The organism is Kribbella sp. NBC_01484 (genome assembly GCF_036227145.1).
In the GTDB taxonomy this organism is placed as follows: domain Bacteria; phylum Actinomycetota; class Actinomycetes; order Propionibacteriales; family Kribbellaceae; genus Kribbella.
Genome location: NZ_CP109437.1, coordinates 6,700,601 through 6,718,622, shown reverse-complemented (window position 1 = coordinate 6,718,622; position 18,022 = coordinate 6,700,601). Strand labels below are relative to the sequence as shown.

Sequence of the window (18,022 nt, the reverse complement as noted above, 5' to 3'; positions counted from 1 at the left end):
CGCTTGGTACTATCTCTGTCGCGGAGTGTCCACGAGGACGACCTCGCAGTCGTAGTGCTGGGACGCGGTCATGTCGCCGCGGAACCAGAGCAGCGGGATCCGGTTGGGATCACCGGGCGCGACGATCGGGCGGAGGTTGTCGGCCGCGGAGTCCGCCGTCACCGGTGTCCACGCCCAGGTCGCGCCGGCGTCCGGCGTACGCGCGTGGAAGATCTCGTGATGCGCAAGCGGGGTCCCGTCGCGGGGGTCGATCGGCGTGGAGACGTAGAGCGAGTCCAGGTCGTAGGGATCGATGGCGACCAGGCCGGTGTAGTCGTTCTCGTGAGGCAGCAGGCCTGGTCCGGCCTTGGCCAGTTGATGGACCTGCCACGTGCCGCCGGGGGCGAGACGACCGTAGAAGAAGCGGTGATCCGGCACCGGATGCTGCCGCGCGAACGCGTCCGCAGGGTCCTCCGCAGTGTCGTGGCGAGCCAGCAGAACGGCCGCCAGCGACCCGTCGGATCCGCGCCGGATGTCGATCGTCCAGCAATGCGTCATCGGCTCGCCGTCCGACTTCGACCCAGCCGCGAGCACCGTGGTCAGCTCCACCTGCGACGGCGCCTCACCGTCGAGCGCGACCGCATCGACCACAGTTCCGTCGGTTCGGTGCAGCGCGCCGGCTTCGAGGTAGCCGTGGTAGATCGAGTTGTCGTAGTCGCGCGGATGGTGGTCCGTCGTCACCAGGTCGACGCGGGACGGCGAGGAGACGTAGCGCGTGTAGCCGTTGACGTAGCCGACCTTCGGCCGGGTGAACAGCTTGCCCGCGTAGGCCCAGGTATCGCCGTCGTCGTCGGAGACCAGGGCGCACGGGTCGTCGTTGACCGCTCGCGCGAAGCAGTACAGCCGTCCGTCCAGCTCGTGCAGGTTCGAGTAGGTGACCCCGCGACCGCCGGTGAACTCGCTCCAGTCGAACGTCCGCTCCGGTCCCCACGTCCGTGGGTCACCGGGTTCGCTCACCCGCCACCGGGTCAGGTCGTCGGTCTTGTGCTTCGTGTACACCGCCAGCCATCGGCCGTCCGGACGACGCCACAACGCCGGCACATCGTGGTCGTCCGCCTCGAACCGTTCATGCAGTACGACGACCTGACTCGACCCGGACCGCAGGTCGACGACGGTCAACTCGACATTGCCGGCCCGCTCGGCTCCGCCGGGACCTTCCGGTGCCGCGATCGACCCGACGACCAGCACCTGGCCGACCGGATCCACCACCGCCCGCTCGTCCTGGAACCAGCACCACGCGCCGTTGTCATTGATCACCCGAGGCAGGCTCATGGGCCGACAGTTTGGCAGACATCCATACCTGTCTGGCAAGCGCTTGCCAGCATGTGGTCAGCCCTCTGGCGCGACGCACCGTCGACACCGCCACTGGCGGCATCTTCATCGGGCTCGGCGTCCGCCTGGCCCTACTGCGCTGACCGCGGTCAAAAGACGACCGTCCAGCCGGAGGCCTCGGCCTGGCTCGCGGTGTAGGCGACGCCGTGGATCTTGAGACCGGCGTTGTCGAGCAGGGTGATCTCGCCGCCCTTGTTGCCCAGCTGGACGGTCGGCGGCAGGTGCACGAGGAGCGTGGCGCCGGGATCGAGGACGCCGGCCGGGACCGGGCCGACGTGCAGCGCGCGATCGACCAGATGCCAGCCGCTGAGGTCGACCGGATCGGGTGAGGCGTTCAGCAGGGTGACCGTCTCGGCTTCGGGCGCGGGACCGACCGGATTGATCAGCGCGGCGACGATCCGGACCGCCTCGGCCCCGAACTCCTCGACCGGCCCATCGACCAGGGTGTGACCGGTCTTGTCGTCGGTGTGCCACGACTGGCTCTGGAACGCCAGGAAGATGCCCACCCAGCGCTGCTGATCCGGCAGCGCGATGATCACCGCACCGTCCTGCCAGACCCCGTCGTCCTTGCGGAACGTGCCGACATTCCCCTGGTTCATGTGGATGTCGTGCACCCCGTTGCCAGGATTGAAGCCGAAGATCTTGTCCGGTACGCCGTCCTCCGGCCCCCATCGCTCGCCGAACGCGTACACGATCGCGGCCGGCTCCCGGATCGCCCGCTGCACCTGGTCGTCGAGCAGATCGGCCAGGTCGTTGCCCGGTCCCGCCACATCAGCGGGCAGCGGCCGCAGCAGCGTTCGATCGAACAGCGTCTGCCGCAAGTAGTCCAGGTTCACCCCGGCCGGCCCCGCGTCGAGCCGGTGCCACCCCGGCGCGAGACCGGACAGCTGCGCGGTGACCGGATGCCGGAAGTCCTCGTCGACCCGGAAGAGCAACTCCGACGGGTACTCCTGCGACTTCACGTTCACCGCGATCCGGTAGTTCACCCCGTCCGGATCCTCCAGCCGGACCTGGTAGTGCGGCGTGTCCAGCCCAGTTTCCCGGCGTGCGTCGACCGCTCGGCCGACCAGTACGCCGTACGACGTCAACGGCATGGTGTCTCCTCCATCACGGGTACCGATAGTTCGCCAGCTCGCTTTCGAGCCGGCGGTAACGCTCTTCCATGTCCTCGCGCTTGGACTGCACCGGCTTCGGCGCCGTGACCACCGGCCGCATCGCCCCTTCGACGAGCCGGGCGAACTCGGGCAGGTCGGCGTACCGCGGGATCTGCTGGTTCGCGGCGAACATGGCCAGGTCGGCGCGGGTGCCGAGATCGATGCCGCGCTGCTTCAGGACGGTCTGCGTCGACTGCGACAACCGGTCGGCAGCGGTCGGCTTGAGCACGAACCCAGGCTCGGCGAGTGCGACCGGTGTGAACCCCGCGCGAGCGGACAGCACCACATCCGGTGCTGCCACGAGAGTCTGCGCGAGTTCGGCGTACGGCGTGCTGATCTGCAGCGCCCCAGCTCTCTCATCAGGCTCGCCCCCCTCTTCTCCCTCACGGGCCAGTTGGCCCTTCAAGTGCTGTGCCCGGAGCACCCGGGTGTACGTCGCCGCGCCGCGCAACGCCTCGTGTTCGGCCGGCACCTGGTCGACGCGCTTGCGGCGGTCGTCGAGAAGCTTCTGCCGCTGTCCGAGCGGTGTGTCACCGAGGCCTTGGACGAAGTCGGCCGAGGCGGCGAACTCAGCCGACCCGGCTTCCACACCCTTCCGCCCACCCCGGCCGCGACCGCAGCTCGCAGGGCGTCCTGGTACGCGGACTCCTGATCGAGTTCGATCGACGGCTGCTCCGGGTCCTGGCTCACCGCCGGACGCAGGAGCATCAGGCGAAAGAGATTCTCCATGACTTTAGGAGACCCGCCCGTCCGCAGTGATACAGCCGGCACCGTGTTGGATGGCTTCATGAGCGAACTGGGTGATGCCGAGGTAGCGATCAATGCGGCTGCGGCGGGGGCGGATGTCGTGCGGGAGAAGTTCGGGGGTGCGCTGGAGCGGTATGCCAAGTCCTCGACGGACTTCGCCACCGAGGCTGATCTCGAGGCGGAGCGGGCCATTCTCGGAGTCATCCGCGCCGAACGTCGCGACGACGCAGTGATCGGTGAGGAGTACGGCGCCAGTGGTCAGGCGGAGCGCACCTGGCTGGTGGACCCACTCTGCGGCACCCTCAACTTCGCCGCCCAGAACCCGATGTTCTCCGTGAACGTCGCGCTGCGGAGCCCGGCCGGGGACGTCGCCGCGGTCGCTCAACCGCTCAGCGGTGAGATCTTCTGGACCGACGGGACCGCGGTCTTCATCCGCCGTGACGGTGTCGACACCCCCGCCGTACCCTCCGCGACCTCGCGCATGGTCGACATCGACATCGACGCACCGGACGGCGCGCGCTTCCTCGGCGCGCAACTGCTGACCGACGAGAAGCTCCGCGAGGCCTTCGCACTCCGCGTCTTCTCGACGACTCTTGCCCTCGCGTGGGTCGCCGTCGGCCGACAGGCCGGCTACATCACCGACGGCTCGCTTCGCGACAGCGTCCACTACACCGCCGGCATCATCCTCTGCCGAGCGGCCGGCGGCACCGTCACCGACTTCCGCGGCGATCCCCTCCACACCACCTCCGGCCTCATCGCCGCCACCCCCGAAGCCCACCAGCGGCTGTTGGAGCTCGTCACGCCACACGTGACTGCCGGCTGAGGGTCAGGGGGATTCGAGGAGCGACTTGAGGCGGGCGAGGTCCTTGACGTTGGCGCGGCGCATCGCGGCCGCCATGATCGGCGCGGCGACGCCGGCGAAGCCCGAGGGCTCGCCATGGTTGCGCAGAGTCATCCGCGTAGCAGCACCGACCACGGGAGACCACTCGTAGCTGGTCTCCATCGGGAACGGCCCCTCCGCGGTCCGCATCACCAGCCGCTGGTACGGAATCAGCTCGGTGATCTCGTAGGTGTAGGCGAGCCTGCGCCCCATGAAGTGCGCGACGAAGTCCAGCCGCGACCCGACCACGACCGGCGGCCGGGTCCGCCACCGGACCGACTCGATGTTCGCGTACCACTTCGGCGCATGGGTCGGATCCGCGACGTACTCCGCGACGACACGCACCGGCCGATCGATCACGATCTCGGTCAGCACGTCGACAGTCATCGCACCTCCTCTCAGCCGACCGTACGCCGTTCTGTCGGTCGGGGCCGGTAGGAAGGAGGGATGAGATACGGAGTGATTCTTCCGGGTGGGACGGCGGTGGAGCAGCTCGAGCAGGCAGTGCTCGCCGAGGAGGCCGGGTGGGACGGCGTGTTCGTTTGGGAGGCGGCGTACGGCGTTGACGCGTGGGGGCTGCTGACGGCGATCGCCGCCCGGACGGAGCGGATCCGGCTCGGGACAATGCTGACACCGCTGCCGTGGCGGCGACCGTGGAAGGTCGCCAGCCAGGTCGTGACGCTGGATCAGCTCTCGTCCGGCCGGGCGACCTTGGCGGTCGGGGTCGGTGCGATCGAGACGGATCTGCCGCGGACCGGTGAGGAGCTGGAGCTGCGGACCCGGGCGGCGATGATGGACGAGGGCATCGACCTGATCCGTGAGCTGTGGGCCGGACGGTCCAGCTATCACGGCGAGCACTACGACTACGAGTGCGCCCGCGACGATCTCGCGCAGGTGGGTCGGCCGGTGCAGGAGCGGATCCCGATCTGGGTGGTCGGCGCCTGGCCGCGGCCGAAGTCGATGCGGCGCGTCTTGCGCTGCGACGGCGTACTGCCGCAGTACCCACCGGGCCAGGACACACCGGACGAGCTCCGCAGGCTTCGCGCGTGGCTGACCGCCCAGGGCAGCTCACCCGACCTGGACGTGATCGCCGAGGGCGAGACCCCCGCCGACGACCCGGCCGCCGCCTCCGCTCTCGTCAAACCCTGGTCAGACGCAGGCGCCACCTGGTGGCTCGAAACCCGCTGGCAAATGCCCCACCACTCCCCCGCCCGCATGCAAGACGTCCGCACCCGCCTAACCGCCGGCCCACCCGCGTAAGCGAACGGCGGGACCTGAGCCAGGAGGAGCGCGGGAGCTTAGACAGGAACTGGGGACCTGGGACAGTCCGTGCCATGTCCCAGCCCCCGACGGGGTGTCCTAACCCCAGCCGTCAGACAGCGCGGCGCACAACCGCCTGGTGGAAGACCTGCCGGAAAGCTGAGTGTTTGGGGGTTAACGGAAGTCGCGGGATTGGGTGCGGGCGGTTAGGGGGAGGCGTTGGAGGTGGTCGGCGGAGAGGTTGGTGACTTCGCCGGCGCGTTCGACGCGGCCGCGGATGATGAGGGCGCCGGCGTTGCGGGCGACGGCGGCGTGGCGGTGCCAGCAGCCGACGGTGATGACGATGTTGGCCATGCCGGTCTCGTCCTCGAGGTTCATGAAGGTGACGCCGGAGGCGGTGGCGGGGCGCTGCCGGTGGGTGACCACCCCGGCGACGCGGACACGGGCGCCGTTCGGGACCTCGCGAAGCTGGGCCGCGGACAGGATGCCCTCGGCGCGGAGTTGCTCGCGGACACGCTGCATCGGATGACTGGTGGTGGTGATCGAGGTGGACCACAGGTCGGCCATGTCGGCCTCGATGTCGCTCATCCCGGGCAGCGTCGGCGGCGGGCCGGCCGCGGTGATCCCGGCCAGCTGCCCGGGCCGCTCCTCAGCGGCCCGGCCGGCCTCCCACAACGCCTGCCGCCGATCGAGGCCGAAGCAGTCGAAGGCCCCCGCGGTCGCGAGCGCCTCGACCTGCGCGGCGGTGATCCCGGTCCGGCGGACGAGGTCGGCCATCTCGGTGAACGGCCCACCGCGCTCCCGCTCCTCGACGATCAGCTTCGCGCCCTTGTCCCCGATCGTGCGCACCTCGGACAGCCCGAGCCGGACCGCGAACGCACCATCACGGCGATGCAGGGTGGTGTCGTACGGCGCCTTGGGGTCGAACGGACCGACCAGCGGCTGCGGATCCTTCAGGCACTCCGGCGACCCGGTCGGCCCGGACAGCTCCTGGCCGTCCACCAACACCTCGAGCCCGGCGTCGACTCCGGACAGATGCAGGTGTGGTCGCCGTACCTCGACGCCGTGGCGGCGGGCGTCGGCGACCAGGGACTGCGGTGAATAGAACCCCATCGGCTGGGCCCGCAACAGCGCCGCCAGGAACGCGGCCGGGTAGTGCAGCCGCAGCCACGTGCTGGAGTAGACGAGCAGGGCGAAGCTGATCGAGTGCGACTCGGCGAAGCCGAAGTTCGCGAAGGCTTCGATCTTGGCGTAGATCTCGTCGGCCAGGTCGCCGGTGATCCCGTTGCGCGCCATCCCGGCGTACAGCTTCTCCTTCAGCGACGAGATCTTCTCGATGCCGCGCTTGGACCCCATCGCCCGGCGCAGCAGGTCGGCCTCGTCGCCGTCGATCTCGCCGACCGCCATCGCCATCTGCATCAGCTGCTCCTGGAACAGCGGCACCCCCATGGTCCGCTCCAGCACCGGCCGCAGCTTCGGGTGCAGGTAGGTGATCGGCTCCTCCCCGGTCCGGCGGCGGATGTACGGATGGACCGCGCCACCCTGGATCGGGCCGGGCCGGATCAGCGCGATCTCGGTGACCAGGTCGTAGAACCGCCGCGGTTTCAGCCGTGGCAGGGTCGCCATCTGGGCCCGCGACTCGACCTGGAACACCCCGACCGAATCCGCCCGGCACAGCTGGTCGTAGACCCCGGCCTCCTCCTTCGGGATCGTGTGCAGCAGCCACGACTCCCCTATCTGCTCGCGGACCATCTCCATGCAGTACTGCAATGCGGCCAGCATGCCGAGCCCGAGCAGGTCGAACTTCACCAGCCCCATCCAGGCACAGTCGTCCTTGTCCCACTGGAGCACCGTGCGGTCCTCCATCCGGGCGTGCTCGATCGGCACCACCTCCCCCACCGGGCGCTCGGTCAGCACCATCCCGCCGGAGTGGATCCCCAGGTGCCGGGGGAACTTCAGCAGCTCGCTCGCCATCGACACCACCTGCGGCGGGATGTCGTGCTCGGTCGAGGTGATCTCCGGACTCCACCCGTCGACCTGCTTCGACCACGCGTCCTGCTGGCCGACCGAATACCCGAGCGCCTTGGCCATGTCCCGGACCGCGGACTTCGGGCGGTAGGAGATCACGTTCGCCACCTGGGCGGCGTTGTGGCGGCCGTACTTGCCGTAGACGTACTGGATCACCTCCTCGCGGCGGTCTGAGTCGAAGTCGACGTCGATGTCCGGCTCCTCGGTCCGGGTCGTGGCGAGGAACCGCTCGAACGGCAGCTTGTAGAGGATGCTGTCCACCGCGGTGATCCCGAGCGCGTAACAGACCGCCGAGTTCGCCGCCGATCCCCGGCCCTGGCAGAGGATGCCGTTGGTGTGCGCGAACCGGACGATGTCCTCGACGATCAGGAAGTATCCCGGGAAGCCCTTCTCGTCGATGACGGCCAGCTCACGCTCCAGCCGCTCGTACGCGTCGGGCCGCTCGGTGGGCGTGCCGTACCGCAGCCCGGCGCCCTTCAACGTCAGATGCCGCAGCCACGACATCGGGGTCTCCCCGTCCGGCACGTCGCGCAACGGCAGCTTCGGCTTCGCCCGGGCCAGGTCGAAGGCCAGCTGGTCGGCCAGTGTCACCGAGCGCGCCACGGCCCCGTCGTACCGGCGGAACCGGGCCGTCATCTCCGCGCCCGACCGCAGGAACGCCATCCCGCTCGGCGGCAGCCAGCCGTCCATCGTGTCCAGGTCGCGCCGGGCCCGGACGGCGGCCAGCGCGGCGGCCAGTCTGTGCTGTGCCGGAGCGGCGTAGTGAACGTTGTTCGTGGCAACTATCGGGAGGCCGCGGTCGGCGGCCAGGCCGGCCAGGATCCGGTTCCGGCTGGTGTCGGCGGGCAGGTGGTGGTCGATCAGCTCGACCACCACCCGGTCCTTGCCGAACAACCCGGTCAGCCGGTCCAGCTCACGGCCCGCGGCGGCCGGACCGTCGGCATGCCCGCCGAGCTCCAGCGCCTGCCGGACCAGGCCCTTGCGGCAGCCGGTCAGGATCACCCAATGGTCGCGGCCCTTGTCGGCCAACCGCTCCAGGTCGTAGACCGGGCGCCCTTTCTCACCGCCGGCCAACTGTCCCTCGGTGATCTCGCCGGCCAGCTTGTGATAGCCCTCCTGCCCCTCCGCCAGAATCAGCAGGTGACTGCCCTCGGGATCGGCCACGCCGTTCTGCGGGCCGGTCAGCCCGAGCGACAGCTCCGCGCCGAACACCGTCGGCAACTTGTACGCCGCCGCAGCCTCGGCGAACCGGGCCGCGCCGTAGAACCCGTCGTGATCGGTCAGCGCCAGCGCGTGCAGCCCCTGCCGGACCGCGCCCTCGACCAGGTCCTCCGGCTGGGAGGCGCCGTCGAGAAAGGAGAAGTTCGAATGCACATGCAACTCGGCGTACGGCACCGCGTTCTCCGGCCGGACCGTGAGAGCCTTGGGCGGCACGTACGGCCCGCGGTGCTGCGACCACGCCGGGCTGTCGCCGCCGTCGGCGGTCACCGGCCGGTCGCCGTGGCTGCCCGGCCGGGATCGGTCCGACAGCTTCCGCTCCAGCTCCGACCACTTGATCGGCGGATTGTTGTAGCCCATCGCAGCACCTCCTCTCCACCAGAATAGAACATATGTTCCCATAAGCCCGAAAGTAGAGGTCGACTGGGGGAAACTCAGTCGTCGGCGGCCTCTACCGCGGCGGCGATCGGCTCGAGCCCCGCAACCAGCTCGTCGAGCTCGTCCGCGCCGAGCACGTCGTAGGCCGGCGCCGCCAGCTCGTCGGTGAGAGCCTCGATCCGCTCCTTGGTCTTCCGGCCGGCGTCGGTGAACCCACCGGCGGCGTCCACAAGGCCGCGGCCGCGCAGCCCGTCGACGACAGCGGCCAGCTGTGCCTTGGGTAGGTGGTGGATCCGGCCGAACTCCTCTGGCCTCATTCCGACGGAGAGAGCCAGGAGGACGTGGGCTTCCGTGCCGCCGATGCCGTGGGCGACGAGGGCGGCGTTGTGGCCGTCCCCGCGGTGCTCCCGCAGCAGAGTCGCCGCGTGCCAGAGCCTGGCCACCGGCTCCTCGGGTACGTCGAGCGCCCGGAGCCCGGCGTACAGCACTCGACCCTCGGTCGGCGCGCTGACCGCCGCGCGGGTCGCGAGGTCTGCGACCCGCACCAGACCGGAGGAGTCGGGTAGCTCCCCGACCATCTGCCGCAGCGCGGCGGCGCTGCCCCGCTCGCGCACGGCGATCGCCTCCTCGGGGGTGGTCTTCCCCCAGACCCACGGGATGTGGCGCGCCACCTCGCCGTCGGCGAAGTTGTAGAAGACCGCGTGCACCACCTCGGCCGGTGCCAGCCCCAGTGGCGCGGCCCGGCCCGCGAAGTACCCGTCCCAGTAGTTGCGCATGCCGATGGCCAGGAACGCCTCGGTCGGCACCTCGGAGAAGGTGACGGTGGCGATCGGCTCGACGAGCTCGAACATACGGTGGACCTTGGCCTGTGGGTGCGGCATCGTCGGCATCTCCTGTGGTCGCGACCGCGCCCTCGTGGGCGGCCTCTCACCCTGGCTACGAACAACACGGCCCGGATACGACAGTTTCGAGCGGGAGTCCTGATATGACCAGTAAGTTCACCGAGCTTGCGATCGACTGTGCCGATCCCGGCGGTCTCGCCCGGTTCTGGTGCTTGGTCCTCGGCTACGAGGTGCAGAACGAAGAGGGCGGAGTGATCACCATCGGCTCGCCGCTGGTGCCGGACGGCAAGGACCGCCTGGGCCCGGTGCCACCGACGTTGACCTTCGCGCGCGTGCCCGAGGGCAAGACGATCAAGAACAGGCTCCACCTCGACGTCAACCCGACCGACCGGGAGCAGGACGAAGAGATCCGCCGCCTGCTCGACCTGGGCGCCCGGCACGCCGACGTCGGCCAGACCGGCGAGGAGAGCTGGGTCACCCTGGCCGACCCGGAGGGGAACGAGTTCTGCGTGCTGGCCGGCCGGCGCCCCTGATCGCCATCGCACACATGTCCTGTCGACATCAAGACTAGAACATGTGTTCGAAGAGGCGGTAATCTGAAAACATGCTTGGTCGGTTCACGGTGCGCCCGTCCGACGACGGATCGAACAGATTCGGCGTCTGGGACGGTGCGGTCAACGGGTGGCGTGCGATCGATATCGACGACGAGACGGAGGCGCATCGGATAGCCAGTGATCTCGATGTCCAGTACGACGCTCACGGTCCGCGACCGGCCGACGCCGTCCGGAAGGTGGACCCGGCCCAGCCGGTCCAGCGGGCCGAGTGGACCAACGGCGAGCTCGACGTCTGGATCCGCGACAACGGTGAGTGGCTCGGCCGCTTCTGCGACAAGGACGGCCGCGTCGCCTGGATCCCCGGCTCGGACCTCAGGCCTCTGTAGCCGCGGCTATTTCACGTAGCCGATCGGCACCAGGGCCGGCGGCTCGGGCAGGGTCTCGGAGACGTACTGGGAGCGGATGCCGGCGATGTAGCGGCGGCTCCGCCTGGTCAGCCCTTCCGCGTTCTGCATCCGGCCCTTGGTGACGAGGATGCCGAGGTCGGCGCCCTTGAAGCGGTAGTCGCCGGGGCCGTAGACGCGGAGGAAGAAGGCCTCGTCCTCGTGCGTGACGTCGTGCCAGTCGTTGCTCACGCCAACGAACTCGAACCGGCCGTCCTCGTCGAGGTGCCAGGTCCCGGTCCGGGGCGCCTGCAGGATGCGCTCGACCCGGTCGGCCGGCTCCTTCATGATCAGCTGCGCCCACACGTCCACCGCGGCCAGGTCACGCCACCGATCGTTGATCTCGGTCACGTCGACGACATAGTCCGCGTCCATGAACTCGAGCAGATGGAACAGGAACAGCGGTACGTCGGCATACGCGCCCGCGGTCACGTTCGTCATCGAGGAGGCGCCGGAGATCCGCGGGTTCAGCTCCCCCAGGTACACCTCGTCGGTGGCCAGGTCGACCAGGACGTCGATCTCGAGGAACCCGCGGTAGCCCTCCCGCGCGAGCCGGTCGCCGAGCCGCTGGACGTGGTCGATCGCGAGCGCCCGCTGCACCGGCGTCAGCGCCTCGGGGAAGAGGTCGTTCCCGCACCAGCCGCCCTTGTACGGCGTGAGTTCGGGATAGCCGGTCAGGTCGGTCATGAACGGCCCGACGATGGTGCCGTGCCGGGTGATGCAGGCCTCGACCGCGGCCGCCTTGTTGTCGATCCGCTTCATCACCTTGAGCTGCTCACCGACGATGTCCCCGGCGTACTTCTCCCAGTCCTTCTTGCCGGCGATGAAGAACGTGGTCTTGCCGGAGTCGCCGTACGGCGTCTGGACGACCAGGTCGCGGCCGAGCTCGTTCAGCGCGGCGAGCTCCTCGAGTTCCTTCCAGGACGAGGCCGTGCCGATCACGTTGGGGACCGAGGGTGCGCCGGCCTCGTTGCCGAGCTGGGTGGTGACGATCTTGGAGTCGAGCCGGCGGCGCAGCTCGTCCGAGGGCATGATCAACTCGTACCCGAGCTCGCGGCAGATCTCCTCGGTCTCCTCGTCGAAGAACACCATCACGATCATCGGCGTACCGCCGCGCCGTTGCAGATGGGTCCGCACCTCGGGATCGCGGAGCAGGTAGTTGTTGATCTGCTCGCTCGACTCGAACTCGACGTACGGCTGGTTCTTCGGCGCGAACACCCGCGGATGGGCGCCGTCCCAGGAGTCGTAGTAGACGACGTACTGGAAGTTGCGCACCCAGCGGTCGATGCCGAGCAGGTTGAACGCGGTCGGGCCGAAGAAATAGATCGGCTGGGTGTTGGTCCGGAAGAACGTACGGATCTCGGCGATGCCGTTCAGCTTCGGGTTCATCGCCCCACCCCTCCCCTGATCCTTTCACAGTAGGTCCGTGGGAACGCCCTGTCATCGCGTCGGCTGCCGGTGAGAGGTACGGTTCGACCGTGCGCGACGATGTGCTCGACGACTTCCTCCGCGCCGATCGCGAGCGGGGCTTGGGCGTGTACGGGATCCACCTGTACCGCGAAGGCGGACCGCCGGTCGAGCGCCGGGTCCGTTCCGACGACCGGGTCAACCTCTACTCCATCGCGAAGACGTTCACCTCGGTCGCGGTGGGACTCGCCGAGGCCGAGGGACGCCTCACTCTCGACGACCGGCTCCTCGATCACCTCCCCGAACTCCGGCCGATCGCCGCCGACGGGGTCGAGGAAGTCACCCTGCGCCAACTGATGACCATGACCAGCGGCACGAGCCACGAGTGGTACGCCGACGAGCGGATCGAGGCCCCGGATCTGCTCCAGGAGATCGTCGCCGCGCCGCTCGACGCGGTCCCCGGGAGCCGGTTCGCCTACACCGGCTCGGGCGTCTACGCAGTCAGCCGAGTCGTCGAGCGGGTCACCGGCGCCGACGTGCGCTCCTACCTCCTGCCCCGCCTGTTCGCACCGCTCGACCTGCACAACCCGCCGTGGCACACCTGTCCAGGTGGCTATCCGTTCGCCGAAAGCGACCTCTTCCTTCGCACCGAGGAGCTCGCCCGCTTTGCCAGGTTGCTGCTGCAAGAAGGTGAGTGGAACGGCGCACAGGTTCTGCCGGCGGCCTATGTCCGACGCATGCCGGTCGAACGCGTCGACACCAGCGCTCTCGACTGGGGCGAGCGGTTCACCCTCGGCTACGGGCTTGGCGTCTGGATCGACCGAGCCGGCGTCTACCGGATGGACGGCCGCTACGGCCAATATGCTCTCGTCTGCCCCGAGACACGAACCACCGTCACGGTCACCGCGCACTCGGAGGCAGAGGTAGCCCTGCTCGATGCGATCCACGAGCTGATCCTCGACCGGCTCAGATAAGCGAGCTGTGGTAAACACCATGGGTCGGCAGTGTGCCCGGCGAGAGCATGGTGCGATGGTAGTCGCATGGAAGCCACCGACGACCGGATGACAGGCTTTCCGCCGCCGGACGACACTCTCGTCGACCTGGCCGGCTGGCAGGACCCGCCGAACGTGCGCTGGGCCTTCCGCCACATGCGCGAACTGATGCCGACGCACGCGATCCCGGCCGATCCGGCCACTGTCAGCCCACTCACCACCGCACTCGACCCGACCGTGGAGGCGACCCCGGTCACCCGCCTCGACGGATCGACTACGCGCGCCGGCGGAGTGTTCGCCGACACCTGGACCGACGCGCTGATCGTCCTGCACGACGGCGTCATCGTGGAGGAGCAGTACCTGGCCGGGATGACCGCACACACTCCACATCTCCTCATGTCGGTGTCGAAGTCGATCGTCGGCTGTGTCGCGGGGATCCTCGCCGATCGCGGCGTACTCGATCCCATGGCTCCGGTGACGACGTACGTGCCCGAGGTCGCCAGGTCCGGGTACGACGGCGCGACCGTCCGGGATCTCCTGGACATGCGCACCGGGGTGGCGTTCAGCGAGACCTACCAGGCCGTCGACGCCGAGGTCCGCGTGATGGAGCGGTCGATGGGCTGGCGACCCAGCCTCGACGGCGATCCGGTCGGCACGTACCGCTACCTCACCACGCTGGGTACGGCGGCCGACCACGGCGGACCGTTCACGTACCGCTCGGCCGACACCGACATGCTCGGCTGGGTGTGTGAGCGCGCGGCCGGGACCCGGATGGCGGACCTCGTGTCGAGCCTGGTGTGGATCCCGATGGGCGCCGAGCAGGACGCCGACATCACCTGTGATCCGGTCGGTTCCGCGGTGCATGACGGTGGCATCTCGGCGATCGCCCGTGATCTCGTCCGCTTCGGTCAACTGCTGCTCGACGATGGTGCTCAGGTGGTGCCGGCCCAGTGGCTCACCGATGCCTGGCAGCCGCCCCTCGCTGTGCGGGACGCGTTCGCGGGCACGGACAACGAGGCCGTGCTGCCCGGTGGGTGGTATCGCAACCAGTTCTGGTTCGTGCCGACCCAACGCGGGACAGCCCTTGTCTGCTTGGGGATTCACGGCCAGATGGTCTACGTCCAACGCGCAACCAGGACTGTCGGCGTGAAGCTTTCGTCGTGGCCGGACCCGCAGAACACGGCGTACCTGATCGACACGTTGCGGGCGTTCGGAGCGATCGGCGCGCGCCTGGACGCTTGATGGCCGGGGTGCGAGACTCCGAAGATGAGCCGCTACGGCCAGCAGTTCGGCCCGGACTTCACCTTTCTCGGAGTCCCGGTCTGCGATCTGGACGACCCGGCGTCGTACGCGGATGCGCAGGTGGTCATCCTCGGGGCGCCGTTCGACGGCGGGACGTCGCACCGGCCGGGCGCCCGGTTCGGGCCGATGGCGATCCGGATGCGGGACTACCTCGGCCATGACGGATCGCGGCCGAGCCTGGCGCTGCGCACCGACGGCCTGGTCGACCTGCACGTCGTCGACGCCGGCGACGTCGAGATGTACTCGGGCGACATCGAGGTCGCGCTGCCCGCGCTCGAGGCCGCGGTCGAGCGGGTGACCCGCTCGGGTGCCATCCCGATCGTGCTCGGCGGCGACCACTCGATCGCGTTCCCGGACGCGAAGGGCGTCGCGAACGTGCTCGGCCACGGCCGGGTGTCGATGCTGCACTTCGACGCGCACGCGGACACCGGCGACATCGAGTTCGGCTCGCTGTGGGGACACGGGCAGCCGATGCGCCGGCTGATCGAGTCCGGCGCGCTGCGCGGCGACCGGTTCCTGCAGATCGGGCTGCGCGGGTACTGGCCGCCGCCGGACACGCTGGACTGGATGGCCCAGCAAAGGATGCGGTCCTACGAGATGACCGAGATCGTGCACCGCGGCCTGGACGAGTGCCTGACCGAGGCGTTCACGATCGCCACCGACGACTGCGACGGCGTCTTCCTGTCCGTCGACATCGACGTCTGCGATCCTGGCCACGCCCCCGGCACCGGGACGCCCGAGCCCGGTGGCCTGACCGCGCGCCAGTTGCTGGACGCCGTACGGCGGATCTGCCTCGAACTGCCCGTGGTCGGGATGGACGTGGTGGAGGTGAGTCCGCCGTACGACCACGCCGACATCACGGCCGCGCTGGCGAATCGCGTCGTACTGGAAGCGGTGTCGGCGATCGCCCGCAAGCGCCAGGACGAACGCGACGGCACCCGGTGGGATCCCGCTCACCCCTTGTTGAGCGATCGTCCCGAGCCGGGCTGACCTGTTCCCTGCGCGGAACGCGGGTGCCACACTCCGAAGAACGGTGGCGGGACGGGTGGGCACCTCCGTCGAGGGGAGGCACCATGGCGATGACTCTGCAGCAACTGTTCCGCCGCAAGCCGGTCCCGGAGATGGCGCAGGAGAGCGGCTCGGACACCGGCCAGAGCGAACTGGTCCGCTCGATCGGGTTGTTCCAGCTGTCCATGTTCGGCATCGGCGCCACCATCGGCACCGGAATCTTCTTCGTTCTCGCGCAGGCCGTGCCGGTCGCGGGACCAGCGGTGATCTGGTCGTTCGTGATCGCCGGTACGGTGGCCGGGCTGACCGCGATCTGCTACGCCGAACTGGCGAGTGCGGTCCCCGTCTCGGGTTCGTCGTACTCGTATGCCTACGCGACGCTCGGCGAACTGCCGGCGATCGGAGTGGCTGCGTGCCTGCTGCTGGAGTACGGCGTGTCCGCTGCCGCCGTCGCGGTCGGCTGGTCGCAGTACCTGAACGAACTGCTCGACAACATCTTCGGCTTCACCATTCCCGACAACCTCTCGCAGGCGCCCGAGCAGGGTGGCGTGTTCAACCTGCCCGCGGTCATCCTGGTCACGCTCTGCACGCTGCTGCTGATCCGCGGCGCGAGCGAGTCGGCCAAGACCAACGCGGTGATGGTGTGCATCAAGATCGGCGTCCTGCTGCTGTTCGTCGTCCTCGGGCTGAAGGGCTGGAACTCCGACAACCTGGCGAACTTCGCCCCGTTCGGCCTCAGCGGAATCACCTCCGCGGCCGGCATCATCTTCTTCTCCTACATCGGCCTGGACGCGGTCTCCACGGCCGGTGAGGAAGTGAAGAACCCGCGGCGGACAATGCCGATGGCGATCCTGATCGCGCTCGTCACGGTCACCGGGCTCTACATCGTGGTCACGCTGGTCGCGGTCGCCGCCCAGCCGTCCGGCCAGTTCGAGAACCAGGAGGCCGGTCTGTCGGCGATCCTGGAGAACGTCACCGGGTCGACCTGGCCGGCCACGGTGCTGGCCGCGGGCGCGGTGATCTCGATCTTCAGCGTCACGCTGATCGTCATCTACGGGCAGACCCGCATCCTGTTCGCGATGGCCCGCGACGGGATGATTCCGGAGCTGTTCCACAGGGTGAACCCGCGCACCCACACGCCGGTGCCGAACACCGTGATCGTCGCGGTGCTGATCTGCCTGCTGGCCGGGTTGATCCCGATCAACTTCCTGGCCGAGATGACGAGTATCGGCACGCTGGTCGCGTTCCTGGTGGTGTCGATCGGCGTGATCGTGTTGCGCCGTACCCATCCGGAGTTGCCGCGCGGCTTCAAGGTGCCGGGGTATCCGGTGACGCCGATCCTGTCGATCGCCGGCTGCCTGTGGATCATCAAGGACCTGCGCGCGGTGACGATCTGGGTGTTCCTGATCTGGCTCGCGGTCGCCCTGACCTTCTACTTCTTCTACGGCTTCAAGCACTCGCACCTCGGCCGGCACGAGCACGTCGGGCTGATCCACGACGAGGACGGGCCGCAGCCATGACGATGATCGTCGGCTACGGCTCCGACGAGCGCGGCAAGGCGTCCCTGCATCTGGCGGCCATGCTGGCCCGATCGGCGCACGACAATCTGATTGTCTGCAGCGTCGTACCGGCGCCGTGGGTGCCGGGGCTGGCGCGCGTGGACGCCGAGTACCAGGACCACCTTGCGCAGGGCGCGGACCAGGCCCTCGAGCGGGCCCGGAGCTTCCTGCCGGGTGACGCGCCGACGGCGTACATCCGGCACAGCGCGCGGTCCGCGCCGGCCGGTCTGCTCGAGATCGCCGAAGAGCACGACGCCCGGCTGATCGTGCTCGGTTCGTCGTCGGCCGGCGTGTTCGGTCACATCGCGCTCGGCAGTGTGACGGACCGGCTCCTGCACAGCTCGCATGTCTCGCTCGCCCTGGCAACGCGGGGATTCCGGTGTCCGGGCGACCAGACCGTGGCGCGGGTGACCGCGGCCTTCGGCGGCACCGAAAGCGCCGAAGACCTGGTACTCGCGGCCGCCACGATCAGCACTGACCTGGGCGCATCGCTGCGGATCGCGACGTTCGCCGTGTGGTCCCGGCCGGCGTACACGACCAGGCTGGGCACCGACTCCGAAGATCTGGTGATGGACGAGTGGCGGGCCGAGCTGGACAAGTCCGTGACCGCCACGCTCGCGCAGGTGAAGCACCTGCCCGAGCAGCCGCGCGCCGTCGAGACGGTGGTCGGGTCCGGCCCGACCTGGGCCGAGGCGATCGAGGACGTCGGCTGGGATCCCGGTGACGTACTGGTGGTCGGATCCAGCGACCTCGGGCCGGTCGCGCGGGTGTTCCTCGGCTCCCGGGCGACCAAGATCCTCCGGCACTCCCCCGTCCCGGTCCTGGTCGTCCCGCGTAGCCGGGCCGAGGAGCTGGCCGGCCAAGCCACCGAGGACTGAC

General features: G+C 69.1%; 16 protein-coding genes. 9 read left to right on the top strand and 7 right to left on the bottom strand.

Features of this window, described 5'->3' with window-relative positions; genetic code table 11:
- Window positions 1-9: 9 nt before the first annotated feature.
- From OG555_RS32585 to OG555_RS32575, 3 genes are all read right to left on the bottom strand, one after another.
- On the bottom strand, window positions 10-1,311 hold the full coding sequence (locus OG555_RS32585) for a BNR-4 repeat-containing protein (RefSeq protein WP_329476388.1): 1,302 nt from the start codon (window positions 1,309-1,311) through the stop codon (window positions 10-12).
- A 149-nt stretch (window positions 1,312-1,460) separates the two neighbouring features.
- Window positions 1,461-2,465 carry a DUF2278 family protein gene (locus OG555_RS32580; protein WP_329476387.1) on the bottom strand — a complete coding sequence of 335 codons (1,005 nt, stop codon included), beginning with the start codon at window positions 2,463-2,465 and terminating at the stop codon, window positions 1,461-1,463.
- A 13-nt stretch (window positions 2,466-2,478) separates the two neighbouring features.
- On the bottom strand, window positions 2,479-3,114 hold the full coding sequence (locus OG555_RS32575) for a hypothetical protein (protein ID WP_329476386.1): 636 nt from the start codon (window positions 3,112-3,114) through the stop codon (window positions 2,479-2,481).
- A gap of 198 nt (window positions 3,115-3,312) precedes the next feature.
- Here OG555_RS32575 and OG555_RS32570 point away from each other — a divergent pair, with 198 nt between their 5' ends.
- The gene (locus tag OG555_RS32570; RefSeq protein ID WP_329476385.1) at window positions 3,313-4,095 is read left to right on the top strand and encodes an inositol monophosphatase family protein; all 783 of its coding nucleotides are present in this window, start codon (window positions 3,313-3,315) and stop codon (window positions 4,093-4,095) included.
- Between the two features lie 3 nt (window positions 4,096-4,098).
- Here OG555_RS32570 and OG555_RS32565 read toward each other — a convergent pair whose 3' ends face one another.
- Window positions 4,099-4,539, bottom strand: a complete 441-nt coding sequence (locus OG555_RS32565; RefSeq protein ID WP_329476384.1) for an SRPBCC family protein — start codon at window positions 4,537-4,539, stop codon at window positions 4,099-4,101.
- A 60-nt stretch (window positions 4,540-4,599) separates the two neighbouring features.
- On the opposite strand from OG555_RS32565, the gene OG555_RS32560 reads away from it, so the two are divergent.
- Window positions 4,600-5,412 carry an LLM class flavin-dependent oxidoreductase gene (locus tag OG555_RS32560; protein WP_329476383.1) on the top strand — a complete coding sequence of 271 codons (813 nt, stop codon included), beginning with the start codon at window positions 4,600-4,602 and terminating at the stop codon, window positions 5,410-5,412.
- A 174-nt stretch (window positions 5,413-5,586) separates the two neighbouring features.
- Here OG555_RS32560 and OG555_RS32555 read toward each other — a convergent pair whose 3' ends face one another.
- The gene (locus tag OG555_RS32555) at window positions 5,587-9,018 is read right to left on the bottom strand and encodes an error-prone DNA polymerase (RefSeq protein ID WP_329476382.1); all 3,432 of its coding nucleotides are present in this window, start codon (window positions 9,016-9,018) and stop codon (window positions 5,587-5,589) included.
- A 74-nt stretch (window positions 9,019-9,092) separates the two neighbouring features.
- Window positions 9,093-9,887: a MarR family winged helix-turn-helix transcriptional regulator gene (locus tag OG555_RS32550; protein ID WP_329476381.1), complete on the bottom strand. Its 795-nt coding sequence runs from the start codon at window positions 9,885-9,887 to the stop codon at window positions 9,093-9,095.
- 134 nt (window positions 9,888-10,021) lie between these two features.
- Between OG555_RS32550 and OG555_RS32545 the strand changes: the two genes are divergently transcribed.
- Both OG555_RS32545 and OG555_RS32540 read left to right on the top strand, forming a co-directional pair.
- Window positions 10,022-10,411, top strand: a complete 390-nt coding sequence (locus tag OG555_RS32545) for a VOC family protein (protein ID WP_329476380.1) — start codon at window positions 10,022-10,024, stop codon at window positions 10,409-10,411.
- Between the two features lie 71 nt (window positions 10,412-10,482).
- Window positions 10,483-10,818, top strand: coding sequence for a hypothetical protein (locus OG555_RS32540; RefSeq protein ID WP_329476379.1), 336 nt, complete (start codon window positions 10,483-10,485; stop codon window positions 10,816-10,818).
- A 6-nt stretch (window positions 10,819-10,824) separates the two neighbouring features.
- Here OG555_RS32540 and OG555_RS32535 read toward each other — a convergent pair whose 3' ends face one another.
- Window positions 10,825-12,264, bottom strand: coding sequence for a biotin carboxylase (locus tag OG555_RS32535; protein WP_329476378.1), 1,440 nt, complete (start codon window positions 12,262-12,264; stop codon window positions 10,825-10,827).
- 89 nt (window positions 12,265-12,353) lie between these two features.
- Here OG555_RS32535 and OG555_RS32530 point away from each other — a divergent pair, with 89 nt between their 5' ends.
- The 5 genes from OG555_RS32530 (at window position 12,354) to OG555_RS32510 (ending at window position 18,021) form a co-directional block, all read left to right on the top strand.
- Window positions 12,354-13,256: a serine hydrolase domain-containing protein gene (locus tag OG555_RS32530; RefSeq protein ID WP_329476377.1), complete on the top strand. Its 903-nt coding sequence runs from the start codon at window positions 12,354-12,356 to the stop codon at window positions 13,254-13,256.
- Between the two features lie 66 nt (window positions 13,257-13,322).
- Window positions 13,323-14,516: a serine hydrolase domain-containing protein gene (locus OG555_RS32525; protein ID WP_329476376.1), complete on the top strand. Its 1,194-nt coding sequence runs from the start codon at window positions 13,323-13,325 to the stop codon at window positions 14,514-14,516.
- A 24-nt stretch (window positions 14,517-14,540) separates the two neighbouring features.
- On the top strand, window positions 14,541-15,566 hold the full coding sequence (gene speB, locus OG555_RS32520) for an agmatinase (RefSeq protein WP_328520186.1): 1,026 nt from the start codon (window positions 14,541-14,543) through the stop codon (window positions 15,564-15,566).
- A gap of 83 nt (window positions 15,567-15,649) precedes the next feature.
- The gene (locus tag OG555_RS32515) at window positions 15,650-17,104 is read left to right on the top strand and encodes an amino acid permease (RefSeq protein ID WP_329476375.1); all 1,455 of its coding nucleotides are present in this window, start codon (window positions 15,650-15,652) and stop codon (window positions 17,102-17,104) included.
- Complete coding sequence (locus OG555_RS32510; RefSeq protein ID WP_329476374.1) at window positions 17,101-18,021, top strand: universal stress protein; 921 nt, start codon at window positions 17,101-17,103, stop codon at window positions 18,019-18,021. The genes OG555_RS32515 and OG555_RS32510 overlap by 4 nt, the downstream gene beginning before the upstream one ends.
- Window position 18,022: the final 1 nt, after the last annotated feature.